The 24,949-nt window shown below is 54.9% G+C and carries 23 protein-coding genes and 4 pseudogenes; 18 read left to right on the top strand and 9 right to left on the bottom strand.

The genetic code is table 11. The features are described from left to right. The first annotated feature begins 10 nt into the window (after window positions 1-10). From exuR to GM30_RS15245, 9 genes and pseudogenes are all read left to right on the top strand, one after another. Complete coding sequence (gene exuR, locus GM30_RS15285; protein WP_049849308.1) at window positions 11-787, top strand: transcriptional regulator ExuR; 777 nt, start codon at window positions 11-13, stop codon at window positions 785-787. Between the two features lie 323 nt (window positions 788-1,110). Next, the gene (gene yqjA, locus GM30_RS15280; RefSeq protein ID WP_049849307.1) at window positions 1,111-1,785 is read left to right on the top strand and encodes a DedA family general envelope maintenance protein YqjA; all 675 of its coding nucleotides are present in this window, start codon (window positions 1,111-1,113) and stop codon (window positions 1,783-1,785) included. Then, a complete protein-coding gene (gene mzrA / locus GM30_RS15275) occupies window positions 1,775-2,158 on the top strand; it encodes an EnvZ/OmpR regulon moderator MzrA (RefSeq protein WP_049849306.1) in 384 nt (127 codons plus the stop codon). The genes yqjA and mzrA overlap by 11 nt, the downstream gene beginning before the upstream one ends. Window positions 2,159-2,306: 148 nt before the next feature. Further along, window positions 2,307-2,675: a DUF1090 domain-containing protein gene (locus GM30_RS15270; protein ID WP_049849452.1), complete on the top strand. Its 369-nt coding sequence runs from the start codon at window positions 2,307-2,309 to the stop codon at window positions 2,673-2,675. Window positions 2,676-2,704: 29 nt separating this feature from the next. Then, complete coding sequence (locus GM30_RS15265) at window positions 2,705-3,010, top strand: ElaB/YgaM/YqjD family protein (RefSeq protein WP_049849305.1); 306 nt, start codon at window positions 2,705-2,707, stop codon at window positions 3,008-3,010. A 2-nt stretch (window positions 3,011-3,012) separates the two neighbouring features. Continuing rightward, complete coding sequence (locus GM30_RS15260; RefSeq protein ID WP_049849304.1) at window positions 3,013-3,411, top strand: phage holin family protein; 399 nt, start codon at window positions 3,013-3,015, stop codon at window positions 3,409-3,411. Window positions 3,412-3,426: 15 nt separating this feature from the next. After that, window positions 3,427-3,645: pseudogene (locus GM30_RS15255) on the top strand (YqjK-like family protein); the annotation flags it as partial. 226 nt (window positions 3,646-3,871) lie between these two features. Then, window positions 3,872-4,264, top strand: coding sequence for a DoxX family protein (locus GM30_RS15250; protein WP_049849303.1), 393 nt, complete (start codon window positions 3,872-3,874; stop codon window positions 4,262-4,264). Window positions 4,265-4,348: 84 nt separating this feature from the next. Next, window positions 4,349-5,215 (top strand): annotated as a pseudogene (locus GM30_RS15245) (glutathione S-transferase family protein); the annotation flags it as partial. Window positions 5,216-5,276: 61 nt separating this feature from the next. Here GM30_RS15245 and GM30_RS15240 read toward each other — a convergent pair. Continuing rightward, window positions 5,277-6,121: pseudogene (locus tag GM30_RS15240) on the bottom strand (LysR family transcriptional regulator). A gap of 104 nt (window positions 6,122-6,225) precedes the next feature. Between GM30_RS15240 and GM30_RS15235 the strand changes: the two are divergent. Both GM30_RS15235 and GM30_RS28020 read left to right on the top strand, forming a co-directional pair. After that, on the top strand, window positions 6,226-6,927 hold the full coding sequence (locus GM30_RS15235) for a pirin family protein (protein ID WP_049849302.1): 702 nt from the start codon (window positions 6,226-6,228) through the stop codon (window positions 6,925-6,927). Between the two features lie 25 nt (window positions 6,928-6,952). After that, on the top strand, window positions 6,953-7,123 hold the full coding sequence (locus GM30_RS28020) for a hypothetical protein (protein ID WP_155483993.1): 171 nt from the start codon (window positions 6,953-6,955) through the stop codon (window positions 7,121-7,123). A 22-nt stretch (window positions 7,124-7,145) separates the two neighbouring features. Here the strand turns inward: GM30_RS28020 and GM30_RS26270 are convergent, their stop codons facing one another. The 6 genes and pseudogenes from GM30_RS26270 to GM30_RS15210 all read right to left on the bottom strand — a co-directional run bounded on the left by GM30_RS26270 (window position 7,146) and on the right by GM30_RS15210 (window position 13,605). Then, a complete protein-coding gene (locus GM30_RS26270) occupies window positions 7,146-7,583 on the bottom strand; it encodes a hypothetical protein (protein ID WP_155483992.1) in 438 nt (145 codons plus the stop codon). Between the two features lie 6 nt (window positions 7,584-7,589). Further along, window positions 7,590-9,860 carry an RHS repeat-associated core domain-containing protein gene (locus GM30_RS28250; RefSeq protein WP_476691148.1) on the bottom strand — a complete coding sequence of 757 codons (2,271 nt, stop codon included), beginning with the start codon at window positions 9,858-9,860 and terminating at the stop codon, window positions 7,590-7,592. A 952-nt stretch (window positions 9,861-10,812) separates the two neighbouring features. After that, window positions 10,813-11,397: a DUF6531 domain-containing protein gene (locus tag GM30_RS28245; RefSeq protein ID WP_476691103.1), complete on the bottom strand. Its 585-nt coding sequence runs from the start codon at window positions 11,395-11,397 to the stop codon at window positions 10,813-10,815. A 108-nt stretch (window positions 11,398-11,505) separates the two neighbouring features. Then, window positions 11,506-11,613: pseudogene (locus GM30_RS28240) on the bottom strand (hypothetical protein); the annotation flags it as partial. Window positions 11,614-11,837: 224 nt separating this feature from the next. Continuing rightward, window positions 11,838-12,425, bottom strand: coding sequence for an L-serine ammonia-lyase, iron-sulfur-dependent, subunit alpha (locus GM30_RS15215; RefSeq protein WP_238582657.1), 588 nt, complete (start codon window positions 12,423-12,425; stop codon window positions 11,838-11,840). Then, complete coding sequence (locus GM30_RS15210) at window positions 12,379-13,605, bottom strand: carbohydrate porin (RefSeq protein WP_049849299.1); 1,227 nt, start codon at window positions 13,603-13,605, stop codon at window positions 12,379-12,381. The genes GM30_RS15215 and GM30_RS15210 overlap by 47 nt, the downstream gene beginning before the upstream one ends. 500 nt (window positions 13,606-14,105) lie before the next feature. On the opposite strand from GM30_RS15210, the gene GM30_RS15205 reads away from it, so the two are divergent. The 4 genes from GM30_RS15205 to GM30_RS15190 are packed head-to-tail and all read left to right on the top strand — an operon-like array spanning window position 14,106 to window position 18,813. Next, complete coding sequence (locus GM30_RS15205; RefSeq protein ID WP_049849298.1) at window positions 14,106-14,552, top strand: PTS fructose transporter subunit IIA; 447 nt, start codon at window positions 14,106-14,108, stop codon at window positions 14,550-14,552. A 10-nt stretch (window positions 14,553-14,562) separates the two neighbouring features. Beyond that, window positions 14,563-16,008: a PTS fructose-like transporter subunit IIBC gene (locus GM30_RS15200; RefSeq protein ID WP_049849297.1), complete on the top strand. Its 1,446-nt coding sequence runs from the start codon at window positions 14,563-14,565 to the stop codon at window positions 16,006-16,008. Then, window positions 15,998-17,059 (top strand): aminopeptidase, encoded by a 1,062-nt coding sequence (locus tag GM30_RS15195; protein ID WP_049849296.1) that lies wholly within the window; start codon window positions 15,998-16,000, stop codon window positions 17,057-17,059. Before GM30_RS15200 ends, GM30_RS15195 begins: the two co-directional genes overlap by 11 nt. An 8-nt stretch (window positions 17,060-17,067) precedes the next feature. Continuing rightward, entirely contained in the window at window positions 17,068-18,813 is a 1,746-nt protein-coding gene (locus GM30_RS15190) for a putative frv operon regulatory protein (protein ID WP_049849295.1), read from the top strand. A 45-nt stretch (window positions 18,814-18,858) separates the two neighbouring features. Here GM30_RS15190 and GM30_RS15185 read toward each other — a convergent pair whose 3' ends face one another. Next, window positions 18,859-19,071 (bottom strand): YdgH/BhsA/McbA-like domain containing protein, encoded by a 213-nt coding sequence (locus GM30_RS15185; RefSeq protein WP_049849294.1) that lies wholly within the window; start codon window positions 19,069-19,071, stop codon window positions 18,859-18,861. A 128-nt stretch (window positions 19,072-19,199) separates the two neighbouring features. After that, on the bottom strand, window positions 19,200-19,985 hold the full coding sequence (gene fdhD / locus GM30_RS15180; RefSeq protein WP_420340986.1) for a formate dehydrogenase accessory sulfurtransferase FdhD: 786 nt from the start codon (window positions 19,983-19,985) through the stop codon (window positions 19,200-19,202). Window positions 19,986-20,199: 214 nt separating this feature from the next. Here fdhD and fdnG point away from each other — a divergent pair, with 214 nt between their 5' ends. Genes fdnG through fdoI form a run of 3 tightly spaced genes read left to right on the top strand, consistent with a single transcriptional unit; the run spans window position 20,200 to window position 24,797 of the window. Beyond that, the gene (fdnG, locus tag GM30_RS15170; RefSeq protein ID WP_124965839.1) at window positions 20,200-23,250 is read left to right on the top strand and encodes a formate dehydrogenase-N subunit alpha; all 3,051 of its coding nucleotides are present in this window, start codon (window positions 20,200-20,202) and stop codon (window positions 23,248-23,250) included. A 12-nt stretch (window positions 23,251-23,262) separates the two neighbouring features. After that, on the top strand, window positions 23,263-24,165 hold the full coding sequence (gene fdxH, locus GM30_RS15165; protein ID WP_049849290.1) for a formate dehydrogenase subunit beta: 903 nt from the start codon (window positions 23,263-23,265) through the stop codon (window positions 24,163-24,165). Beyond that, on the top strand, window positions 24,162-24,797 hold the full coding sequence (fdoI, locus tag GM30_RS15160; protein ID WP_049849289.1) for a formate dehydrogenase cytochrome b556 subunit: 636 nt from the start codon (window positions 24,162-24,164) through the stop codon (window positions 24,795-24,797). Before fdxH ends, fdoI begins: the two co-directional genes overlap by 4 nt. Window positions 24,798-24,949 lie beyond the last annotated feature (152 nt).

The raw sequence follows: 24,949 nt of genomic DNA, 5'->3' as shown, positions 1-24,949 counted from the left end.
TGGAGCGCATATGGAAGTCACAGAATCACGCCGTTTGTATCAACAGCTTGCTGCCGAGCTGAAAAGCCGCATTGAGCAAGGAGTTTATCTGGTTGGCGATAAGCTGCCTGCTGAACGTTTTATTGCCGATGAGAAAAACGTCAGCCGAACGGTGGTGCGTGAAGCGATTATCATGCTCGAGGTTGAGGGCTACGTCGAAGTGCGCAAAGGTTCAGGCATTCATGTGATTTCCAGCCAGGCAAAATATGACCAGGCACCGGACGAATCTCTCGAATTTGCCAACTATGGCCCCTTCGAACTGCTCCAGGCGCGCCAGCTTATTGAAAGTAATATTGCTGAATTTGCGGCGACCCAGGTCACCAAGCAGGACATCATGAAGCTGATGGAAATCCAGGAGAACGCGCGCAAAGAAAAATGTTTCCGCGACTCCGAATGGGACCTCCAGTTTCACGTGCAGGTGGCGCTCGCCACGCAGAACACCGCCCTGGCCGCTATCGTTGAAAAAATGTGGACTCAGCGCGTTCATAACCCGTACTGGAAAAAACTGCACGATCATATCGATCTGCGCACCGTCGATAACTGGTGCGACGACCACGATCAGATCCTTAAAGCGCTGATTCGTAAAGATCCGCACGCGGCAAAACTGGCGATGTGGCAGCACCTCGAAAACACCAAGTTGATGCTGTTTAACGAGACCAGCGACGACTTCGAGTTCAATGCCGACCGTTATCTGTTCGCTGAAAATCCGGTGGTCCATCTCGATACCGCCGCCAGCGGCGCAAAATAAACATTTTACCGACTGACGCGCAAGCGCCTCGCCTTACGCGTCAGTTAAATATATATAATGTCAGCCTGTGTAAAATCCCTCGCCACACTTCCCCGCAACCCGCAAAATCTACCCTCAACAAACTGCAAAATCTCTGACGAAAGTTCTGCGGCTTTGTTACAATTAGATGCATTTTGTCGTTCCGTGAGGCCGTTTATGCGGACTTATACCTAAAACATGGATTAGTTGGAACGCGTTGCTGCGACCATAATTAAAAAGACGATGTCGCTGAGCTTTTACACCGCGTTCAGACGCGACGTTAATCGATGTACCGGGAAACCTGAATGGAACTATTTACCCAGTTATTGCATGCGTTATGGAACCAGGATTTCGAAACCCTGGCCAATCCCTCCATGATCGGCATGCTCTACTTTGTGTTGTTTATGATCCTGTTCCTTGAGAATGGGTTGCTGCCTGCCGCCTTTCTGCCGGGCGACAGTTTATTAGTGCTGGTTGGCGTGCTGATCGCCAAAGGCGCGATGGGGTATCCACACACGATCCTCCTGCTGACCGTCGCCGCGAGTCTCGGCTGCTGGCTCAGTTATATTCAGGGGCGATGGCTGGGCAATACGCGCATTGTGCAGAACTGGCTTTCCCATCTGCCCGCGCACTACCACCAGCGCGCGCACCATCTGTTCCATAAGCACGGCCTTTCCGCCCTGCTGATTGGCCGTTTTATCGCGTTCGTCCGCACCCTGCTGCCGACCATCGCCGGGTTGTCCGGTTTAAGCAGTGCCCGTTTCCAGTTCTTTAACTGGATGAGCGGTCTGTTGTGGGTATTGATTCTGACCACGCTCGGCTTCGCGCTGGGCAAAACACCGGTTTTCCAGAAGTATGAAGACGCGCTGATGTCCTGTCTGATGCTGCTGCCGGTGGTGCTGCTGGTGATCGGTCTGATCGGTTCGCTGATCGTCCTGTGGAAAAAGAAATACGGAAAACTGGCCAATCATGGTGATTAATCGCCACACGCTGCGCTGGTTCTCAATGGGCACCGGCGCTGTCATTTTGTTACTGCTCGCCATCGGTTTATGGGCGACGCTCCAGCATCGCGAGTCGACGCTGGCAATCACCCCGTCTGGCCAGGGCGCCAGCATGCCGGACGGTTTTTACATCTGGCACCATCTGGATGCCAACGGCATTCGTTTCAAAAGCATCACGCCGAAAAACGACACCCTGCTGATTAAATTTGACTCCCGGGCCCAGAGCAGCGCGGCAAAAGAAGTGCTGGATCGCTCACTGCCACAGGGGTATATCGTGGCGCAACTGGACGACGACACCCCCGCGTCGCTGTGGATTTCCCGCCTGCGTGATAACGCACATCGCCTCGGCTAAGCGCTTAGAGGATTCCGAAACACACCCTGTTTTTTGGTGATTTACCGTATTCTTACTATGCTTGTGTATGCGGAAGACGCCGGAAGTCATTGATTCACTGGAACGGGCTACTTCGTAAAACAGCCCATACACAATGGAAGGTTCATACATGAAAAACCGCATCGTCATTGCATTAGCACTCGTCTCTCTTAGCGCTGGCGCCTGGGCCGCCTCACCTTGTCAGGAAAAGGCAAAAGACATTCAGCGTGAAATCAGCTATGCCGAAAAGCATCATAATCAGAACCGAATCAATGGCCTGAAAAAGGCGCTGGACGAGGTGAATGCCCATTGTAGTGACCGTCAGGTCCTTGCCGATCATCAGAAAAAAATCGCCCGTCAGAAAGACGAGGTGGCTGAGCGCAGACAGGATCTGAACGAGGCAAAACAGAAAGGCGATGCGGATAAAATCGAAAAACGTGAACGCAAACTCAGAGAGGCGCAGGACGAGCTGAAAGCGCTGGAGTCGCGTGATTACTGATTTAATGGAACGACGAACAGGAGAGCATCATGGCTAAAGATACCACTGCAGAAAATCTACGTGCTGAACTGAAATCCCTGGCGGATACCCTGGAAGAAGTGCTGAACTCCTCCAGCGATAAATCGAAAGAAGAGATCAGCAAGCTGCGCAGCAAAGCAGAGCGGGCTTTACAGGAAAGCCGCCATCGTCTGGGGGAAACCGGGGACGCCATCGCGAAACAGACCCGCGAAGCCGCGGCCCGTGCCGATGAATACGTGCGTGAGAATCCGTGGACCGGCGTCGGAATTGGCGCAGCGGTTGGGGTTGTGCTGGGCGTTCTGCTGACGCGTCGCTGATTATGGCCGATCCAAACCACGCACAAGGCCCCGGCAAAAGCATTCTGGGCATTGGACAGCGCATCGTCACGCTTGTGGTCGAAATGGTCGAAACCCGCCTGCGTCTGGCGGTGGTCGAACTGGAAGAGGAGAAGGCGAATCTCTTTCAGATGCTGTTAATGCTTGGGCTGACCATGCTGTTTGCGGCGTTTGGTTTGATGAGCCTGATGGTGTTAATCATCTGGGCCATTGACCCGCAATATCGCCTGAATGCCATGATCGCCACGACAGTGGTTCTGCTGTTGGCCGCGCTAATCGGCGGGATCTGGACCCTTCGCAAAGCACGTCGTTCCACACTGTTGCGCCATACGCGTAAAGAGCTGGCGAATGACCGTGAGCTGCTTGAGGACGATAGATCGTGAATCACAATGCCCCCCACCCGCCGTGACTGGCTGGATGCCACGCACAGCTACGATCGCGGCTGGAACACGCTGTTAAACGTTCGTTCCTGGATGCTGGTTGGCAGCAGCATTGCCGCGATCTGGACTGTTCGTCACCCGCGATTCCTGGTGCGCTGGGCTAAACGCGGTTTCGGTATCTGGAGCGCCTGGCGTCTTATCAAAGCGACCGTGCAACAGCAGCAACTGCGCGGTTAACCCCTCTGTCCCTTCCCTTCAGGCCTGACAGCATATCGCTGTTCGGGCCTTTTTATTGGCCTTCTTCCATCACTCAGTTTCTTTGAAGAAGATCGACAGTTTTCCTTGCTAACATTCGATCATCGTCACGTTTACACTCCTCTCCATCGACAGCAACGAAGCGGTATCCCCGCGAAATTGCACACTAAATCAATAAAGCCGCCCATGGGGTTTTCTGGAGAGTAAAATGAAAAAATTAGAAGATGTTGGTTTTCTGGTAGCGCGCATTCTGATGCCAATCCTGTTCATCACCGCAGGGTGGGGAAAAATCACTGCCTACGCAGGAACCCAGCAATACATGGAAGCCATGGGCGTACCGGGCGCGCTGCTGCCGTTGACCATTCTGCTTGAGTTTGGCGGCGGTCTGGCGATTCTGTTCGGTTTCCTGACCCGTACCACCGCGCTGATTACCGCTATCTTTACCATCCTGACCGCGCTGCTGTTCCACAGCAACTTTGCGGAAGGCGTGAACTCACTGATGTTCATGAAAAACCTGACCATCGCAGGCGGTTTCCTGCTGCTGGCTATCACCGGTCCGGGTGCTATCAGCATCGACCGTGCGCTGAACAAAAAGTGGTAAGCGCTTTATACTGAATGAATGAAGTCCAGGGCGAGGGGCATTCCCCTCGCTTTTGCTATTTGCGGATCCTGAAAGGAGAAGGTTATGGGACAACTGATTGACGGCGTCTGGCATGACACCTGGTATGACACTAAATCAACCGGGGGACGTTTCAAGCGTTCCGTTTCGGCCTTTCGCAACTGGCTGACTGCGGATGGTGCCCCAGGTCCGACGGGCGACGGCGGGTTTGCCGCTGAAAAAGATCGCTATCATCTGTACGTTTCTCTCGCCTGCCCGTGGGCGCACCGTACGCTGATCCTGCGCGCGCTGAAAGGGCTTGAGCCGTTTATTTCTGTGTCAGTCGTGAACCCGTTGATGCTGGAAAACGGCTGGACTTTTGATGACGATTTCCCGGCGGCAACCGGCGATACGCTGTATCAGCATGAGTTCCTCTATCAGCTCTATCTGCATGCCGACCCGCACTACACCGGGCGCGTCACCGTGCCGGTGCTGTGGGATAAAAAGAATCACACCATCGTCAGCAATGAATCTGCGGAGATCATCCGCATGCTCAATACCGCGTTTGACAGTCTGGGCGCAAAAGCGGGCGATTACTACCCGACAGCGCTGCGCAGCCAGATCGATGAGCTGAACGGCTGGATTTACGACAATGTTAACAACGGCGTCTATAAAGCCGGGTTTGCCACCAGCCAGGAAGCCTACGACGAAGCCGTGACCAACGTGTTTGAATCCCTGGCGCGCATTGAACAAATCCTCGGCCAGCACCGTTATCTGACCGGCGATCGCCTGACGGAAGCGGACATTCGCCTGTGGACTACGCTGGTGCGGTTTGATCCGGTGTACGTCACTCATTTTAAATGCGACAAACACCGCATCAGCGATTATCTGAACCTGTACGGTTTCCTGCGCGATATCTATCAGATGCCGGGGATTGCCGAAACGGTCGATTTCNNGCCCGCGACAGCCGGTTCCGGTAAAGCAAAAGGGCATCTGACGATGCCCTTTTTTGTGGCTATTTTTTAGCGGCGAAGAGTTTGGGGATTTCGCGCAAGCACCAGGACTTGGCTTCGCCCATGCTGTCCCGTCGCCAGGCCATGATAATGTCCACTTCGCTGGTGTATTCCGGACTCANGCGACACCCAGCCCAGCCAGCAGCGCCTGGCGCTTGTCTTCAATCGTACTGACCGTCAGGCGAGGCTGTTTATCCAGCAACTGCACCGTTAATACCGGGCGTTCGCGCGCGGTATCCGCCACCGCCACGCCGCGATACTTCACGCGCGTCACCTCAGAAAGCGGCTCCGGCTCCTGATGAATCGGGTGCTCCGGCGCAGCCACGTAGACGTTCAGCACCGAATAGAGTTTGCGTGAGTTGATTTCAGACGACGAACGAAAATGCATATCCGGGGCGATGACGATATCCGCCCTTCCCTGCTCCAGACGCTCCCAGGCACCGGCCAGCACTTCGGTGATAATCGCCATCTGGGTATTGGCTTTCGCCGCCAGCCTGTCGACCAGCGGGAACAGCTCCACCGTCGGCACCAGCGCTTCAGTCACAATAGTCAAATGGGTTTCCCAGCCGCGCGCCAACGCTTCCGCATCGGTCGTCAGCTTATCAGCCGCTTCGAGCAAAACGCGCCCGCGTTCCAGCAGCATACGCCCCACGTTGGTAAATTTGGTCCGGTGACCGGAACGATCGAACAGCACCACGTCCAGCTCTTCTTCCAGCTTTTGCATGGTGTAGCTCAGTGCGGAAGGAACGCGCCCCAGCTCATCCGCGGCGGCGGCAAAACTACCACGGCGATCAATCGCGTCCATCACCCTCAGCGATTCCAGCGTCAATGCTCTTTCTTTAGCCATCGCACTCTCATTCAGGAAATTTGAACATACCCGGCAGAATATCTGGCTAACAATGCAGCGTCCAGCCCCTTAACATAAAAGGAAGTAAAGAGAGGTCAATAATTATGATTACTACCCGTACCGCCAACCAATGTGGCAAAGCCGATTTCGGCTGGCTACAGGCACGTTACACTTTTTCCTTTGGACACTACTTTGACCCGAAGCTGTTGGGCTATGCCTCCCTGCGTGTACTGAATCAGGAAGTGCTGGCGCCCGGCGCGTCATTCCAGCCGCGCTCCTACCCGAAGGTTGATATTCTGAACCTGATTCTGGAAGGCGAAGCCGAGTACCGCGACAGCGAAGGTAACCATGTCCAGGCCAAAGCCGGTGATGCCCTGCTGATCGCCACGCAACCTGGCGTGAGCTACAGCGAGCACAATCTGAGCAAAGAGCGCTCTCTGACGCGCATGCAGCTGTGGCTGGACGCCTGCCCGGAACGTGAAAACCCGCTGATGCAGAAAGTCAGCCTCGACGATGTCACCACGCAACTGCTCGCCTCCCCTGACGGCAGCAACGGCAGTCTGATGCTGCGCCAGCAGGTGTGGATCCATCATATTGATATTGAAAAGGGTGAGCAGTTAAGTTTTCAGCTTCACGGTCCGCGCGCCTATCTGCAGTCGATTCACGGCACCGTTCACGCGGAATCGGTGCAGAAAGAGAAACAGTCGCTGACCTGCGGCGACGGCGCTTTTATTCGTGACGAAGCTAACATAACGTTGGTCGCGGATACGCCGCTTCGTGCTTTGCTGATAGATTTACCGGTATAGACAGAAGCAACACCGGAATACGCACGTGAGCAAAAAACGACAGCCTAAAACGGCGCCAGCAGTTCTCAGCGCCCCTTCAGAGAACGGCGACATCGTCGTCCCGGCCGCGTTCGGCTATGAAGACATGCTGAGTGAGCTGGAAGCCATCGTCGCCGAAGCGGAAATCCGCCTGATTCAGGACGCTGAACTGGCCTGAGTGGTCAGTTCAGGCCTGTGAATCACCTTTGGCGATCTATACACATTACTGGTCGGGTGTACTGACCTGTTTGTAGCGCAATTTTCTCACCAGAAATACAATCCCGCCTCCGCCGCCCCCCCAGGACAGCACCCATAGCGATACCAGAAAAAAATAAGCCATAGTCTGTAATATGAGTTTTTGTCACAAAAGTACATACCGCTACACCTAAGGCGGTCACTAATGACGCATGTATTATACTTTTTTCATGAATCATGATGCTTACAATACAACCGCATAGAAGCGTCATGGTATAAAATAGAGTATTCAGAAAATATACCCATCCCCAGCCGGGGAAAGAATGACGAAATTTATAGTCAGCAAAAAGTTGTAAAACAACCCTTGCGATAATATATAAAGCGACACAACTAACGTAAGTTATATATTTTTTATTGCTGAATGTAGACAAAAACTTAACCATTTATCTTTACCCCTTACACAACCTATTACCAAGTTCAGGATTAGCATCGTTTTGCATAAAGCATTGAAATCCATTCAATGATCCGCATTTCTTTGCTTGTGTGTGTGCTTCTGATATGCCAATTATTGCTTCACTGACAGAAGGACTGTTCGTTTCTAACCCATCTGGGCTGAAACTATTAGGGCTTTTTTCATTAATATCAAACGGTCCAAGTTGAAAATATAAATAACTAACTGTTTTTTTATTTGCATACTGGTCTTCACACATGGCACCAACTGATTTTGATTTACTCCAAAATGCCCATTCAGGGCCATCCTTAACTTCCCAACCAGTAAATTTCCATTCAGATGCGGGCTGAATACTCCTTTCGTATTCAGCAGCGGCATGATTATATGCATCTTTCATCCCAGGTTGTCCGAGCCAGGCACCTAATCCACTCAACCCTAAGGGATCGCTATTGCCAACTGGATCCAATGGATACGTATATAAATTCCACCCGCCCCTCAGCCCTATCGGATCCTGCGTGATATACCTCCCCTGTGCCGGATCGTAATAACGGTGACGGTTATAATACAGCCCGCTTTCCTCATCCTGCTGCTGTCCGGGCAGCCGAAGCCACTGCTGCATGCCCTCCGGATTATGCTCCCGCAGCACGTTGCCCCATTCGTCGTATTCTGCGGACCAGACGGTGCGACCACGGGTATCGATTAGCGCCAGCGGTAATCCCCGGTGGTCGCAGTGATACAGGTGGAGACGCCGTTCCGGCCGGTGCTCCGGCTCAAGCTGGCTGACAAGCTGCTCCACCGTCAGCCCGCTCTGTACCAGCCACTGCCGGTTATGTTCGCTGAGCTCACCGCGCCGTAACCCGGCTTCCAGATTATCCACCTGCCTGACAAGCTGCTCCACCGTCAGCCCGCTCTGTACCAGCCACTGCCGGTTATGTTCGCTGAGCTCACCACGCCGTAACCCGGCTTCCAGATTATCCACCTGTGTAATCAGTTCTGGCGGAAACGTGACATTTGCCGCCTGCTGAAATTTCTCCGCCAGCGTCCGGCGGCGGGCGGTCTGTAACTCCGCGGCGGCGGTTTCCACCCGCAACAACGGGGTAAAGCTGCCCGGCAGATACACTGTCTGGATACGGGAAATAGCCGTCTGCGTGGTGGTCAGCCGGTCGCCCTGCCAGCCATACCAGAGGGTGTCGCGACCGGTTTGTTTCGCAACGCGACGACCGAGGGGATCGTACAGGTACCGGGTTTCCGTCTGCCCGCAGCGATACCGCACCAGCCGGTGCTGATGGTCATAGTCATAATGGTGGTCTGCGCTGCCGGATACCGCGGTTTTCTGCGTCAGGCGCCCGTGACTGTCGTACTGATACTGCCACTGCGGGTCCCTGAGAAGACGGTTATCAGGCCAGGCGACAGGTGACTGTTCAGACGGCTCACCGCCAGTGATACGGTTACCCGCCGGGTCCGTGAACCAGCACGCGGTCCGGCCCTGCCCGGCCATTTTTGTCCGGACACCGCTGAGCCTGCCTGCGGCATCATAGTCATACATGTTTTCGTGTTGCGCGCCGGTGAGGCGGATCATTTCACCCCGGCGGTTATAGCCGTAATCGCGGCTTAGCAACGGGTCTGACACCAGATGGCTGAGGATCTGCCCTTCAGCCGTGTATGCCGTGTCGAGCACATAAGCGCCGAAGGTACGCTGAACCTCCCGGTGCAGGCGATCGCGCGTGAACTCCGCCAGCGGGGTGTCGCCGAGTTTTACCCCCGCCAGGTGGCCGGGGCCGTACGTCAGCCATTCAACCGGCGGCAGGCAGTCACCGGTAAGACGATATGCCAGCCCGGTATCCGCATAGCTGTGCTGTGTCAGATGCTCCCAGAGAAGGGTCCCGCTGTCCGGCGCGTGGACGCTCTGACGCTCAGAAATCAGCCTGCCCAGGTCGTCATAGCCATAATGGATGGCGACCTGGTGACCTTCGCTGCTGTGTGTCAGGGATGTCAGCCAGCCACGCGCATCATACTGCCACTGCTCTGCGGGAAGCCCGTTGACGGTACGGTGGCTCAGGCGATCGGCCTCGTCATAGTGCCAGAGGGTGACGAGACCGGCTTCCTCACTGCGGATCAGCTTTCCTCTCAGGTCATACGCAAAGCGCTGCGTCCTGCCGTCAAAGCCGGTTTCCTGTATCAGCCTGTCCAGTGCATCGTACGTGAATGTCGATGTCGCGCCGTTTTCATTGATGAGTTCAGTGACCCGTCCGGCAGGGTCATACGTCATCCGCCGGGTCAGGCCGCCCTGCTCAGCCGCGACAACATTGCCCCACGCATCGTACTCCGTGCTGCTCCGGCTGCCATCCGGATGAACCGTAACCGTCAGATCGCCCGCCTCGTTATATTCATAACGGGTAACGTGCTCACCGTTTCTGCGGGAAAGCAGACGCCCCCGGTTATCAAATACCTGATACAGGCTCAGCCCTTCCTCACGGTGCACGGCGGTCAGTTGCCCGAAGCGGTCATAGTCATAACGGGTGGTGTTGCCGGAACAGTCGGTGTAAGTCTGCAGTTGCCCGTACGGGGTGTGGCGCAGCGTCCGCCGGCCGGTGGCGTCCTCCATGGCGGAAGGAAGGTCACTGAGGGGGTCCGCATAAAGCCGGCGCGTCACGATACCGTCACGTGAGGTCTCTTCTGTCAGGCGCCCTTTCTCATCATAAGCGCGGTGGCTTTTCAGACCATCAGGGAAGGCTGTCATTGTCAGCTGTCGCTGGCGATTCCGGAAAAAGAGGGTCTCCCTGCCGTCCGGGGTGTAAAGGGTATCCACATGTCCTGAGGCCGGGTTCAGGCGATAGCGGGTCCACCGCCCGGCGGCATCCGTCTGCGCGGTCAGTCGACCAAAAGGGTCAAATTCACTGAGTATGACACTGCCATCCGCGCGCGCTTCACGCACGACCCGCTTCAGACCGCCCTCTCCGCAGGTCTGCAGCACGCTGCGCCGGGCCAGGCTGTCGGTGACGGTTATCCGGTCTTTTTCATAGTCATAGGTGTAACTCAGCCCTTCCGGGTTATGCTGCTCCGTCACCCGCCCGGCGGCATCGTACCGGTAGGTGGTGACCGGCCGCCCGGCATACTGGTGCGCCACCATCCGGCCCGGGTGTCTGTCGTCATAAGCAAACCGGCGGACCTGCACACCGCCGCGGTCATACACCGCGGTCAGCTCACCGCGTGCACTGTAGTCATAACGCACGAGCGGCCGGGTCGTCCCCCGGCCATACTGCCGTCAGGCGAACGCCGTCATCCGCGCCATAGCGGGTCTGCACCACGTCAGTCAGCCGCTGCAGCACCAGACGAAAACGTCGCCCTGCGCCATCGGTGACGGCGCTGATATGCCCGGCAAATTCACCGTCCCCGTCACGCCAGAACGACTCGCTGCGGCTGAAGGCAATCTCGCCCGGCAGCAGCGGGTCAAAGTGAATACTGCGCCCGCTGTTATCGTTCAGTATCAGTTCCGTATCGCGTATCTGCAGATGAATGTCTCCCGCCACCTTCCAGCCGGGACCGAACATGCCCGCTGTCTGATAGCTGCTGTAACTGCGGGACAGGACAAACGGCAGCGGCCCCGGCAGGGCGATATCCGTCTCGCCGGGCAGTACCTTGGCACCGAGCAGGGGGTTAACAGGATGGCCTGACGTCATTCCGCCGGGACAGACTGAACAGGCGACACCGGTGGGTGCGCCAATAAATACGCCGGCAGAGCCCTGCACTATCGGTCCCCCGACAGCCGTCATATCGCCCTGCCGGGCGGCGGGTTTTCCTGTCATGGTCAGTTCCTTCTGTTGCTTAATGATTCATGTGTTACAGCAATGCATTTGAATGATTTATTCATTTTATGAATAAAATCAATTAATTATAAAAAGAAGAGGATGTTTGCACAGCAAAAGCGTGGTGAATGTGAGGGATATCACGAAGGAGCCCTGCACTATCGGTCCCCCGACAGCCGTCATATCGCCCTGCCGGGCGGCGGGTTTTCCTGTCATGATCAGATCCTTCTGCTGTAAAATTGCGCCTGCGTGATACAAACCCGCCTGAAGCATTCACGGAATCAACGCGGGATGATGATTTATTAATTTAGTGAATAAAATCAATAATTTATGCAAGGCATGGATGTTTACACAGGAAAGAAAGGGAGAATGTGATGGGTATCACGGAGAGAGAGTACGATTCCGGAAAATGGCCTGAGTGGTCAGTTCAGGCCTGCACCTTACGACGCTTTCTTCGCCATTATCTCGATAATCTGCAGGTCGGTCTGCTGCATCGCCTGACGCGCCAGTGCGCACAGATTGGCGATAGACTGTTCGACGTCATGCGCCACAATCCCCTCATTGCCCGTTACGGCGGTATCGTCGAGCGCCATCAGCACCGCTTTCCAGGCGCTGGACGCGCTGGTTGAGACTTTCATGGCACAGCTGTTTGACGCGCCGTCGCAAATCATGCCGCTGAGATCGCCAATCATGCTGCTGATCGCCATCGCCAGGGTTTCATAACGCCCGTCCACCAGCCAGGCCATGCCAGCCGCCGCGCCCATTGAAGCCGTGGTGACGGCGCACAGCGCAGACAGTTTCGGTAGCTGAAAATGAATATAGATGGCGCAGAGGTGCGACAGCATCAGCGCGCGCGCCAGTTTTTCTTCGCTGGCGTTGAAATGCTCCGCGACCACCACCACCGGCAGCGTTGCGGCGATACCCTGATTTCCTGNNTTAGCACAAGCGTGTGGCTGCCCATTAAGCAGCCACACGTGATCATCAGAAATAATATTTAAACCGTACCCGTCCGCCGTAGCGGTTGTCATCGCTGCTGCTGGCATTATCGCTGTGCAGTTTCGACCAGTACGCTCCCAGGTAGATATTAAAGTTCTCCATATCCATTACGTTCGGGATTTGGTAAGACGCATGGATGGTATGAATGTCATAGGTGCCGACGTCATCAAACCAGACATTGTCGTCACGCGGAATATCGCCCACGTCTTCCACTTTGTTATGCGCGTAGATGTAGCCCAGCTCGACACGTTTCCACAGCGCGTTAACCGCCGCCGTGAAGTCTTTTTCATCACTGCCATCCATATAAGCGGTATTTAGATTCACCACTACGCCATTGTCCGGGTCGTTCTGCAGACCATTCCAGGTCATGGTCATGCCGTAACCGGTGCGGTCGGACTGATCGACAAAATTGCCCTGACTGTCGGTGTATCCGTAGGCGTTGCTGACCACGTTGGACTCCATCGCCGCGGCCACGGAGAAAGCGCCCTGTGACCAGGCGATCACCGGGCGCAGATACGCCACGTTTTTCTGTTGTTCCATATCACGACCGTGGTAAGCGCCATCCTGATACAGCGAGGTGCCATCCTCGAGCAGGGTATTGAGTTCGACATACCAGTTACCCATCTGTTTACTCATCAGGAAATTGCCGCCTGCATCGGAACGCCCGCGCCCTTCTTTCATCATGTAGATATAACCGCTGCCATCGTCATACAGATCGTTAGCGGTATTCCCGGAATGTTCAACAAAGGTATCCTGATTGAGCGGGAACATGTCATAGGCTTCGAAACGACCGACTTTAATTTGCCAGTCTTTTTCCTGTCCAAAAAAGAAAACAGCGTCATCAAGGTTCATCGAGCCTGTCATATCCGCCAGCGGCTGCGCTGAAAAACCGGCGAAATAACCATTATCGAGTTTTCTTATGCCATCAAACCCTAACAGGATACGACCATTTAAATCCCAGCGTTCATTACTGTTATCGGAATTAGAAATAAGTGACCCCGCCCGGCTTTCGGCATCCATATTAAATTCCACGTCGCCATAGACTTTCAGATCACCATAACCGGATAATGTTAACGTCGGCGCTGCGCTGTTTTTCGCCGTTTCTTCAGGCGGTGTTTCGCTACGCGTCGCCACCTGATTCTGCGCCACCTGCCCGGCTTTCAACTGCTGCANTAAAAACCCCCCAGCCACTGCCAGTAGTGATTTATTCATTACCCACTTTCCTCGAGGTAATAGAGTGGATAGCAGAATGATTTTTCCGCTGCAAGGTAAAACATAATGGCGATGAATAAATTATTGTTTTAATTGTCAGGTGCAGAGACATTGCACCGCAGGCGTGGAAATAATATGAGGATAATAAAAAAGATGAAAAGCAGGATATTGCAATAACGTGAGCGAGATAACAGCGCTTTTTATTGATATAAACCCAATGAATAGCATTGCAAACAATTATGAATAATAGTGTGCAAAAAGAATTTTACAGACATCTTTTAATTAAATAAATTTTTAATATTGATGATGTAATTATATATATCGGACATATTATTACACGTTATCCTTCCCCGTTAACCGAAAGCCAAAGTGTGTTTCAGAACACAAAAAACGCCGTCAGATAGGCGGCGTCTTGTCACCGGGCTCTGACATATTCCCGCTCATTTCCTGACCATCGCCCCGCTACAATCTAAAAGATTATCTTAGACGGAGTGATACCAATGGCTGTACTGACCCCTTCCTGCATTGACCTTAATATTCGCGGCAACACGGCCTGGTCGATCCTCAAACAGCTGGCCGATATGGCCGAAAAGAATGGCTTCGTCAATGACAGAAATCGCTTCCTGCAAACGCTCCTGTTGCGTGAAAAATTACACTCCACCGGCTTCGGTTCCGGCGTAGCAGTGCCTCACGGCAAAAGCGATTGCGTACAACACCCCTTTGTTTTGTTTGCCCGTCAGTCCCACGGCGTGGACTGGAAAGCCAGTGATGAAGAACCGGTCACCTGCTGGATCTGCCTCGGCGTGCCGCAGGAAGGTGAAGAAAACCAGGTTCAGCTGATTGGTGCCCTGTGTCGAAAAATCATTCATGCGGAATTCATTGAGAAACTCAAAAATGGCGACGTCAGCCAGATAGTTGCTCTGTTAAATCAAACGATTAGCGAATAAGGAGCGGTCTATGGAACCCACATTACGTCTGGTGGCGATAACCAATTGCCCTGCGGGTATCGCGCACACTTATATGGTCGCCGAAGCGCTGGAACAGAAAGCGCGCGCGCTGGGCCACACCATTAAGGTGGAAACCCAGGGGTCGAGCGGGGTGGAAAACCGCCTCACCGCGCAGGATATTGCCGACGCCGATTATGTCATTTTAGCCACCGGCCGCGGGCTCAGCGCTGACGATCGCGCTCGTTTCGCCGGGAAACAGGTGTATGAAATCGCCATTTCTCAGGCGCTGAAAAATATCGACCAGATTTTCACGCAGTTGCCGACGCATTCGCATCGTTTCGCTGCCGATAGCGGCGTGAAGCTCGGTCAGCAGGAAGTGCAGCAGGGCAGCGTGATGAGCCACCTGATGGCGGGCGTTTCCGCCGCCCTGCCGTTCGTGATCGGGGGCGGTATTCTGGTGGCCATCGCCAATATGCTGGTACAACTCGGCCTGCCGTATACCGATATGGCAAAAGGCGCGCCGTCGTTTACCTGGATTGTTGAGTCGATCGGTTATCTCGGCTTTACCTTTATGATCCCGATTATGGGCGCTTACATTGCCCTGTCGATTGCCGATAAGCCCGCGTTCGCGCCTGCTTTTCTGGTCTGCTATCTGGCTAACGATAAAGGGTTGCTGGGCACGCAGTCCGGCGCAGGTTTCCTTGGCGCCGTCGTGCTGGGGCTGGCCATCGGTTACTTTGTGCTGTGGTTTCGCAAAATCAAACTCGGAAAAGCGCTGCAGCCGCTGCTGGGTTCGATGCTCATTCCCTTCGTGACGCTGTTTATCTTCGGTGTATTGACGTATTACGTCATCGGCCCGTTGATGTCCGATGTCATGGGTGGTTTATTGCATTTCCTGAATACCATTCCGCCTTCCATGAAGCTTGGGGCGGCGTTTTTAGTCGGCGCGATGCTGGCGTTCGATATGGGCGGCCCGATCAACAAAACCGCCTGGTTCTTCTGTTTTTCGCTGCTGGAAAAGCATATCTACGACTGGTACGCCATTGTGGGTGTAGTCACGCTGATGCCACCAATGGCCGCCGGGATCGCCACCTACATTACGCCTAAGCTATTTACCCAGCAGGAAAAAGCCGCGGCCAGTAGCGCGATTGTAGTGGGCGCGACGGTGGCGACCGAGCCTGCCATTCCGTATGCCCTGGCGGCGCCGTTGCCGATGATTACCGCCAACACGTTGAGCGGCGGCATTACCGGTATGCTGGTGATCGCCTTTGGCATCAAACGTCTGGCACCGGGCCTTGGTATTTTCGATCCGCTGATTGGGCTGATGTCACCCGCCGGGTCGTTTTATCTGGTGTTAGGTATCGGCCTGGTCATGAATATTGCCCTGATTATCATTCTGAAAGGATTGTGGATGAAGCGTAAAGCCGCCAGACCGGAGCTGATTCATGAACAGTGAGTTGCTGGAAAAGCTGTGTAACGCCTGTGCGGTGAGCGGCGACGAGCAGGAAGTCAGAGAGATCCTGCTCCGGACGCTCGAACCGCTTGCTGATGAAATCACCTTTGACGGGCTTGGCAGTATTGTCGCCCGCAAAGGGTCGCGCGGGCCGAAAGTCGCCCTCGTCGGCCATATGGATGAAGTCGGTTTTATGGTCACCCACATCAGCGAGGCAGGTTTTATCCGTTTTGAGACTATCGGGAGCTGGTGGAATCAGTCGATGCTCAACCACCGGGTGACGATCCGCACCCGCAGCGGCAAAAAAATCCCTGGGATCATCGGTTCTGTGGCTCCCCATGCGCTGAGCGAAAAACAGAAGCAGCAGCCGCTGAATTTTGATGAGATGTTTATCGATATTGGCGCGAACAGTCGCGAAGAGGTCGTTAACGCAGGCATCGCGTTTGGCGATTTTGTCAGCCCGGAAGCTAATTTTGCCCGCTGGGCGGCCGATAAAATAACAGGTAAGGCGCTGGATAATCGCGTTGGCTGTGCGTTGATGACCGAACTGCTGCAAACGGTTGATAATCCAGAGATTACGCTTTACGGCGTAGGTAGTGTGGAAGAAGAGGTGGGTTTGCGCGGCGCGCAGACCTCCGCAGAGCTCATCAAACCGGACATCGTTATTGTTCTGGATACCGCCGTAGCGGGCGATGTTCCCGGCATTGATGCCATTAAGTACCCACTCAAACTTGGCGAGGGACCGGCGATCATGCTATTCGATAAGCGTTATTTTCCTAATCAGAAACTGCTGGCAGCACTGAAAACCAGCGCGGCGCGGGCGGAAGCACCCATCCAGTTCTGCACCATGAAAACCGGCGCCACCGACGGCGGCCGCTACAATGTGATGGGCGGTGGTCGCCCGGTGATTGCGCTGTGCCTGCCGACCCGCTATCTGCACGCCAACAGCAGCATGATTTCGGTGCAGGATTACACGGCAACGCTGTCTGTTCTCCGCGAGCTATTACAGTCGCTGGACAGGAACAGCGCTCGCGTACTGAGCGACTTTCGCTAAGGAGAATTATGCTCAATGAACGCCAGCTGACGCTGCTTGCCAGACTCGAACACCAGCCCTGTTCTCTCAACGTGCTGGCGCAGCTCACCGGCGTTTCCGGGCGAACGATCCTGCGCGATATTGATTACCTGAACTTTACCCTCAGCGGAAAAGCGCGAGTTATGGCCGTCGCCAGCGTCGGTTATCAGCTGGAAATTTTCGACAGGCGCAGCTATTTCGAACTTTTACAGCGGCATGATAATGATGACCGGTTACTGGCGATGCTGTTGCTCAACGCCTTCGTCACGCGGACTCAGTTGGCGAACACGCTGAATCTGCCAGAAACCTGGGTTGCTGAACGGCTGGTGCGCCTGAAAGCGCGCTATGAAAAAGCCTTCAGTATTCAGAGCCGCCCTGGTGCGGGTCATTTTATTGATGAGCCGGAAGAGAAAAGCCTCGTTTTGCTGGCAAATCTGCTGAAAAAAGACCCGCTGCTTTTTCCGCTTCCCGGTATTGATCCGGATTCGCTTGCCCGGCTCCAGGAAGCCTGCACCCACGCGCGCGACTGGCCAGCCATTCCTGCCGATTATCTGGCGAGCATTATTCTGGCGGTGTATGCATTACGCAACCGGCTCTCGCCGGATCTGGCGCATTTCCAGAACGAGACGCTGCAGCGCATCACCGATAGCGTCGGGCTATGGCTGGGCGCGGACGCCTTCAGCGCGGCGGTACATTTTCTGGACAGCCACCAGCAGCGCGCGGAAACCATCACCACGCAGTATATTGCCGGACTGTTGCGCAGCTTGCCGGAGCTGACCCCGCTGCACGTTATTGATCCCCAGCTCATTGAGGATTTGACCGGGCATATCGTTCGCTGCAGCGCGTCGCCGGTCTGGCTGCCGGAAAACCGTCAGGGCAGCATGAACAACCTGAAAGCGGCGTGGCCGGCGGCTTTCGATTTAGGTATCCAGTTCATTAACAAGCTGCGCGAGCAGCAGGATATTCCGGTGTTTGACAGCGATCTGGTCGGGTTGTATTTCGCCTGTGCGCTGGAACGTCATCAGCAGGATCGCTATCCGGTAATTTTGCTAGCGGATCAAAACGCGATTGCGACGATCAACAAACAGGCCATCGAGCGTGACGTGATGAACTGCCGGGTGATGATTGCCCGCACACCTGCGGAACTGCGCGACCTTTGCGCGGACGTGGAACCGGCGCTAATCGTGAACAACAGTCATCACTTTCTTGACGACGCGCCCGGCGAAGTGTTGATCGTCAAAAATATTATTACGCCCGCCACAATCGGCCAGATCAAAGACCTGCTGGCCTCGGCGTTTATTCGTCAGCGGCCAGAGCGTTTTTTTCTGTCGCAGGGCAGCTTTCATTATGCCAACGCCCGTGATGAAGCGTGGCAAAGCGTGATGGCGAACATCTGTAAACGGCTGACAAACGACGGTCACCTGACGGTGGATGAAGCGTGGCGTATTGAACAGCGCGAACGGGAAGGTGAAAACCTGATCGTTAATCAGCTCGCCATTCCGCACTGCTGGAGTGAACGACAAACGCATTTTCGTGGCTACTTTATTACGCTCGCTCAGTCGGTATCGGTGAATAATGAACCGGTGAGTCATGTGCTGATTGCCTGCGCCTCGGCGAGCGCGCGGCAGGAACTGAAGATTTTCAGTTATCTGGCAAGTGTCCTGTACCGTTATCCGCCGACGACGATTTCAGGCCTGAGTGGTTATGAGGATTTTCTGGCGTTGCTGCGCGGATAAACGAAAAAAGCGCCCGGAGGCGCTCTTTCGACAATGACACAGTTCTTATTTGTTCAGTTCAGCCGTCATGTGAACACGGTTGCCGCTGAAAGCTTCGGTGATGGTGTAAGACGATGCGCCAGCCGCCTGAGCCTGTGCAGCGATTTTCGCTTCAGCGCCATCCAGCGTGGTGCTGGTTGCGGTGACGTTCTGAGCAGCGAAAGAACCGAAAGTGGTAGCGAGAGCGATAACTGCGACAAAAGTTTTGATGCTTTTCATGATATAAATCCTTCAATTTCGTTAATGAGATAAGGCGCCGTGCCTTGATGTGATAAATAATAGCGCCAGAGTTCATCAACGAAAAGCGGAAGGTTTTGCTCTCATCTTTCAAAAAAATTGATTAACATTCACCCTGCGATCAGCCGTTCCGGGTGGGTATAAATCGTTGCCCGACCGGGCTTGCAGAAGCCCACCAGCGTCAGATTGCAGCGCTCGGCCACCTCAACCGCCAGCGTGGTCGCCGCAGAAACCGCAAACAAAATCTCCACGCCACACATTGCCGACTTCTGCACCATTTCATAACTGGCGCGGCTGGATACCAGCGCGGCGCCCTGCGACCAGCGACCGTCTTCCATCGCCCTGCGCCCCAACAGTTTATCCAGCGCCACGTGCCGCCCGACATCTTCATGACCGCCCGCCAGCTCGCCCGACGGCGTCACCCAGGCGGCGGCGTGCGTACAGCCGGTGAGCCTGCCGATCGGTTGCACGTCATTCAGATGCTCAAGCGCCCGATCGAGATGGTTGAGATCGAATGTCTGGGTGAATGGCAACGGTGAAATCGGTTTGCCGACCTCGTTCAGTTGCTCAACGCCGCAGACACCGCAACCGGTGCGCCCTGCCAGCGCGCGACGATGCGCTTTCAGCCCCATAAAACGACGGCTGGAGAGCTCAATCTGCACCTCTAAACCATTGCAGGCCTGCACCACATCCATCCCGTAAATCTCGCGTCGATTTTCGATAATCCCTTCGGATAATGAAAAACCGATAGCAAAAAGCGCCAGATCCTTCGGAGAAGCCATCATCACGACATGGGAGATGCCGTTGTAGACCAGCGCAACCGGAACCTCTTCAGCTAACTCGTCAGGCTGAGGATGTTGCAAATCCTGCCGCTTCCAGAGGGCAATTTGGCGCATCCCCGTGATACCCGTCACACTATTGACTTGTTTTGGATAGATCTTGTTCACTTTGTATTAACCGTATTGGAACAGGTATACCGACAATGTGGTATTCTGGTGCAATTCCCTCCATGGATGAGGGAATTAACCTCCAATTCTGAACCTTTGTGGCGTTATCCGCAAAGGCTAATAACTACACGTGACAATGTCGAAAAGAAATAAGGAGCAAACCATGCAGGTCAGCAGAAGGCAGTTCTTTAAGATCTGCGCTGGCGGTATGGCAGGCACCACGGCGGCGGCGCTGGGTTTTGCACCCAGCGTAGCGCTGGCGGAAACGCGGCAGTACAAGCTGTTGCGCACCCGCGAAACCCGTAATACCTGTACATACTGTTCCGTTGGCTGTGGGCTGTTAATGTACAGTCTCGGTGACGGAGCGAAAAACGCCAAAGCATCCATCTTCCATATTGAAGGGGACCCGGATCATCCGGTAAGTCGTGGTGCGCTCTGCCCGAAAGGTGCCGGGCTGGTAGATTTTATCCACTCCGAAAGTCGTTTGAAGTATCCGGAATATCGTGCTCCGGGTTCTGATAAATGGCAGCAAATCAGTTGGGAAGACGCTTTCGATCGTATCGCTAAACTGATGAAAGCGGACCGTGATGCCAACTTTATCGCGCAAAACGCGGAAGGCACGACGGTAAACCGCTGGCTCTCCACCGGCATGCTGTGTGCGTCCGCCTCCAGCAACGAAACCGGTTATTTAACCCAGAAATTTACCCGCGCGCTCGGTATGCTCGCGGTCGACAACCAGGCGCGTGTCTGACACGGACCAACGGTAGCAAGTCTTGCTCCAACATTTGGTCGCGGTGCGATGACCAACCACTGGGTCGACATGAAGAATGCCAACCTGATCGTGGTAATGGGCGGTAATGCCGCTGAAGCGCACCCGGTAGGGTTCCGCTGGGCGATGGAAGCGAAGATCCACAACGGCGCCAAGCTGATTGTGATCGATCCGCGTTTCACGCGTACGGCATCCGTGGCCGATTTCTATACGCCGATCCGTTCCGGTACTGACATTGCCTTCCTGTCAGGCGTGTTGCTGTACCTGATCACCAATAACAAAATTAACCGTGAATACGTTGAAGCCTATACCAACGCCAGCCTGATTGTGCGTGAAGACTATGGCTTTGAAGACGGCCTGTTCACCGGCTATGACGCGGATAAACGTAAGTACGATAAAACCAGCTGGAACTACGAGATGGATGAGAACGGTCACGCGAAACGCGACCTGACCTTAACCCATCCGCGTTGCGTCTGGAATTTACTGAAAGAGCACGTTTCCCGTTATACGCCAGAAATGGTTGAAACCATCTGCGGTACGCCAAAAGCGGATTTCCTGAAAGTCTGCGAATACATCGCAGAAACCAGCGCGAAAGACAAAACCGCGTCGTTCCTCTATGCACTCGGCTGGACGCAGCACTCTATCGGTGCGCAGAACATCCGTACGATGGCGATGGTTCAGCTGTTGCTGGGCAACATGGGGATGGCAGGCGGCGGCGTGAACGCCCTGCGTGGCCACTCCAACATTCAGGGTCTGACCGATCTTGGCCTGCTGTCGCAGAGCCTGCCGGGCTACATGACGCTGCCAAGCGAAAAACAGGCTGACCTGCAAACGTACCTCACCGCCAACACGCCGAAACCGCTGCTGGAAGGCCAGGTGAACTACTGGGGCAATTACCCGAAATTCTTCGTCTCAATGATGAAGGCGTTCTACGGTGATAAAGCGACCGCCGAAAACAACTGGGGCTTTGACTGGTTGCCGAAGTGGGATAAAGGCTACGACGTCCTGCAGTATTTCGACATGATGTATAAAGGCCAGGTCAACGGCTATCTCTGCCAGGGCTTTAACCCGGTGGCCTCGTTCCCGAACAAGAACAAGGTGGTTGCCGCGCTGTCGAAGCTGAAATTCCTGGTAACGATTGACCCGCTGAATACCGAAACGTCCACGTTCTGGCAGAACCACGGCGAGTCGAACGATGTCGATCCGTCGAAAATCCAGACCGAAGTGTTCCGTCTGCCGTCCACCTGCTTTGCCGAAGAGAACGGTTCCATCGTTAACTCCGGCCGCTGGCTGCAGTGGCACTGGAAAGGCGCGGACGCCCCGGGGATCGCCAAAACTGACGGCGAAATCCTCGCCGGTATCTTCCTGCGCCTGCGTAAGATGTATGCCACCGAGGGCGGTCCGGTGCCTGAGCCGGTGCTCAACATGACCTGGAACTACTCCACGCCTGACGAACCGTCGTCTGAAGAAGTGGCGATGGAGAGCAACGGTAAAGCGCTGGCCGATATCACCGACCCGGCCACCGGTGCAGTGATCGTGAAGAAAGGCCAGCAGATCAGCTCGTTTGCCCAATTGCGCGATGATGGCACCACCTCCAGCGGTTGCTGGATCTTCGCCGGTAGCTGGACGCCGAACGGCAACCAGATGGCCAACCGCGATAACGCAGACCCGTCAGGGCTTGGCAATACGCTCGGCTGGGCGTGGGCATGGCCGCTTAACCGCCGCATTCTCTACAACCGTGCGTCCGCTGACCCGCAAGGCAACCCGTGGGATCCGAAACGTCAGTTGCTGAAATGGGACGGCGCGAAATGGGGCGGCGTGGATATTCCGGACTACAGCACGGCGGCACCGGGCAGCGATGTCGGGCCGTTCATCATGCAGCCGGAAGGGATGGGTCGCCTGTTCGCTGTCGACAAAATGGCGGAAGGGCCATTCCCGGAACACTACGAGCCGTTTGAGACGCCGCTGGGTACCAACCCGCTGCATCCGAAAGTTATCTCTAACCCGGCCGCCCGTATCTTTAAAGATGATATGGAAGCGCTGGGCAAAGCAGATAAATTCCCGTACGTCGGTACAACCTACCGTCTGACCGAGCATTTCCACTACTGGACCAAGCACGCGTTGCTGAACGCCATCGCGCAGCCGGAGCAGTTTGTGGAAATTGGTGAGAAACTCGCCAATAAGCTTGGCATTGTGCAGGGCGATACCGTGAAAGTCTCCTCCAACCGTGGCTATATCAAGGCCAAGGCGGTGGTGACCAAGCGTATTCGCACGCTGAAGGCGGATGGTAAAGACATCGATACTATCGGCATTCCGATCCACTGGGGCTATGAAGGTGTGGCGAAAAAAGGCTTTATTGCCAATACGTTAACACCATTCGTCGGTGATGCGAACACGCAGACGCCGGAGTTCAAAGCCTTCCTGGTGAATGTGGAAAAGGTGTAACGGAGACGACTTATGGCTTATCAATCGCAAGACATTATTCGTCGTTCCGCGACTAACGGTTTCACCCCCGCGCCACAGGCGCGGGATCACCAGCAGGAAGTGGCGAAGCTTATCGACGTCACGACCTGTATCGGCTGTAAAGCCTGTCAGGTGGCCTGTTCGGAATGGAACGACCTGCGTGATGAAGTGGGACACAACGTCGGGGTGTACGATAACCCCGCCGATTTGACCGCCAAATCCTGGACGGTAATGCGCTTCTCGGAAGTAGAGCAGAACGACAAACTGGAATGGCTCATCCGTAAGGATGGCTGTATGCACTGCGCCGATCCCGGCTGTCTGAAAGCCTGCCCGGCGGAAGGCGCAATCATTCAGTACGCGAACGGTATCGTCGATTTTCAGTCCGAACAGTGCATTGGCTGCGGCTACTGCATCGCGGGCTGTCCGTTCGACGTGCCACGCCTGAACCCGGAAGACAACCGCGTCTATAAATGTACGCTGTGCGTTGACCGTGTGGTGGTGGGCCAGGAACCGGCCTGCGTGAAAACCTGCCCGACCGGCGCGATCCACTTTGGCTCGAAAGAGGCGATGACGACGCTTGCCGGCGAGCGCGTGAGCGAACTGAAAACCCGTGGTTATGACAACGCGGGTCTGTACGATCCGGCGGGTGTTGGCGGTACGCACGTGATGTACGTCCTCCATCATGCCGACAAGCCGAATCTGTACCACGGTCTGCCGGAAAACCCGGCCATCAGCGAAACCGTGAAGTTCTGGAAAGGGGTCTGGAAACCGCTGGCTGCTATTGGCTTTGCGGCCACCTTCGCCGCCAGCATCTTCCACTACGTCGGTGTCGGTCCGAACCGCGCGGAAGAGGAAGACGATAACCTCCACGAAGAGAAAGACGAGGTGCGCAAATGAAAAAACGTGACACCATCGTGCGCTACACGGCGCCGGAGCGTATCAACCACTGGATCACCGCCTTCTGCTTCGTGCTGGCGGCGGTGAGCGGGCTGGGCTTTTTCTTCCCGTCCTTCAACTGGCTGATGCATATCCTCGGGACGCCGCAGCTGGCGCGTATTCTGCACCCGTTCGTTGGCGTGGTGATGTTTGCTTCATTCATCATCATGTTCTTCCGTTACTGGCACCACAACCTGATCAATCGTGACGACATCTTCTGGGCGAAGAATATTCGCAAAGTGGTGGTCAACGACGAGGTTGGCGATACCGGGCGGTATAACTTCGGTCAGAAATGCGTGTTCTGGGCGGCGATTCTCTTGCTGGTGCTGCTGCTGGTGAGCGGTGTGATTATCTGGCGTCCGTACTTTGCGCCAGCGTTCTCCATTCCTGTGATCCGATTTGGCTTAATGCTGCATTCATTTGCGGCCGTGGCGCTGATTGTGGTTATTATGGTGCATATCTACGCCGCTCTGTGGGTGAAAGGCACCATTACAGCGATGGTTGAAGGCTGGGTAACCAAAGCGTGGGCAAGGAAACATCACCCCCGCTGGTACCGCGAAGTGCGTGAAAAGCAGGATAAAACCATCCCGTAATCTGCACCGGTAAAAGTGCATGGCGTGGCGCCGGAGACAGTATTGTGTCCGGCGCCATTTTCTTTTCTGAATCGCGTTGTTTTGACAATTTTTTGACAACTTTATACAGATAACAGACCAACCGGGTTTCTGACCGCATGAGAATGGATTCG

Origin of the sequence: Trabulsiella odontotermitis, from assembly GCF_001188485.1 — a bacterium.
GTDB classification, from domain to species: Bacteria; Pseudomonadota; Gammaproteobacteria; order Enterobacterales; family Enterobacteriaceae; genus Trabulsiella; species Trabulsiella odontotermitis_A.
The sequence above is the reverse complement of the archived record's forward strand: the minus strand, read 5'-3'. Positions and strand labels throughout refer to the sequence as shown.

What these genes read in the sequence shown, in the direction of transcription:
- exuR (WP_049849308.1), top strand. Translation starts at nt 11, where the DNA reads ATGGAAGTCACAGAATCACGCCGTTTGTATCAACAGCTTGCTGCCGAG.
- yqjA (WP_049849307.1), top strand. Translation starts at nt 1,111, where the DNA reads ATGGAACTATTTACCCAGTTATTGCATGCGTTATGGAACCAGGATTTC.
- mzrA (WP_049849306.1), top strand. Translation starts at nt 1,775, where the DNA reads ATGGTGATTAATCGCCACACGCTGCGCTGGTTCTCAATGGGCACCGGC.
- GM30_RS15270 (WP_049849452.1), top strand. Translation starts at nt 2,307, where the DNA reads ATGAAAAACCGCATCGTCATTGCATTAGCACTCGTCTCTCTTAGCGCT.
- GM30_RS15265 (WP_049849305.1), top strand. Translation starts at nt 2,705, where the DNA reads ATGGCTAAAGATACCACTGCAGAAAATCTACGTGCTGAACTGAAATCC.
- GM30_RS15260 (WP_049849304.1), top strand. Translation starts at nt 3,013, where the DNA reads ATGGCCGATCCAAACCACGCACAAGGCCCCGGCAAAAGCATTCTGGGC.
- GM30_RS15250 (WP_049849303.1), top strand. Translation starts at nt 3,872, where the DNA reads ATGAAAAAATTAGAAGATGTTGGTTTTCTGGTAGCGCGCATTCTGATG.
- GM30_RS15235 (WP_049849302.1), top strand. Translation starts at nt 6,226, where the DNA reads ATGATTACTACCCGTACCGCCAACCAATGTGGCAAAGCCGATTTCGGC.
- GM30_RS26270 (WP_155483992.1), bottom strand. Translation starts at nt 7,583, where the DNA reads ATGGTTAAGTTTTTGTCTACATTCAGCAATAAAAAATATATAACTTAC.
- GM30_RS28250 (WP_476691148.1), bottom strand. Translation starts at nt 9,860, where the DNA reads ATGACGTATGACCCTGCCGGACGGGTCACTGAACTCATCAATGAAAAC.
- GM30_RS28245 (WP_476691103.1), bottom strand. Translation starts at nt 11,397, where the DNA reads ATGACAGGAAAACCCGCCGCCCGGCAGGGCGATATGACGGCTGTCGGG.
- GM30_RS15205 (WP_049849298.1), top strand. Translation starts at nt 14,106, where the DNA reads ATGGCTGTACTGACCCCTTCCTGCATTGACCTTAATATTCGCGGCAAC.
- GM30_RS15200 (WP_049849297.1), top strand. Translation starts at nt 14,563, where the DNA reads ATGGAACCCACATTACGTCTGGTGGCGATAACCAATTGCCCTGCGGGT.
- GM30_RS15195 (WP_049849296.1), top strand. Translation starts at nt 15,998, where the DNA reads ATGAACAGTGAGTTGCTGGAAAAGCTGTGTAACGCCTGTGCGGTGAGC.
- GM30_RS15190 (WP_049849295.1), top strand. Translation starts at nt 17,068, where the DNA reads ATGCTCAATGAACGCCAGCTGACGCTGCTTGCCAGACTCGAACACCAG.
- GM30_RS15185 (WP_049849294.1), bottom strand. Translation starts at nt 19,071, where the DNA reads ATGAAAAGCATCAAAACTTTTGTCGCAGTTATCGCTCTCGCTACCACT.
- fdhD (WP_420340986.1), bottom strand. Translation starts at nt 19,985, where the DNA reads ATGCGCCAAATTGCCCTCTGGAAGCGGCAGGATTTGCAACATCCTCAG.
- fdxH (WP_049849290.1), top strand. Translation starts at nt 23,263, where the DNA reads ATGGCTTATCAATCGCAAGACATTATTCGTCGTTCCGCGACTAACGGT.
- fdoI (WP_049849289.1), top strand. Translation starts at nt 24,162, where the DNA reads ATGAAAAAACGTGACACCATCGTGCGCTACACGGCGCCGGAGCGTATC.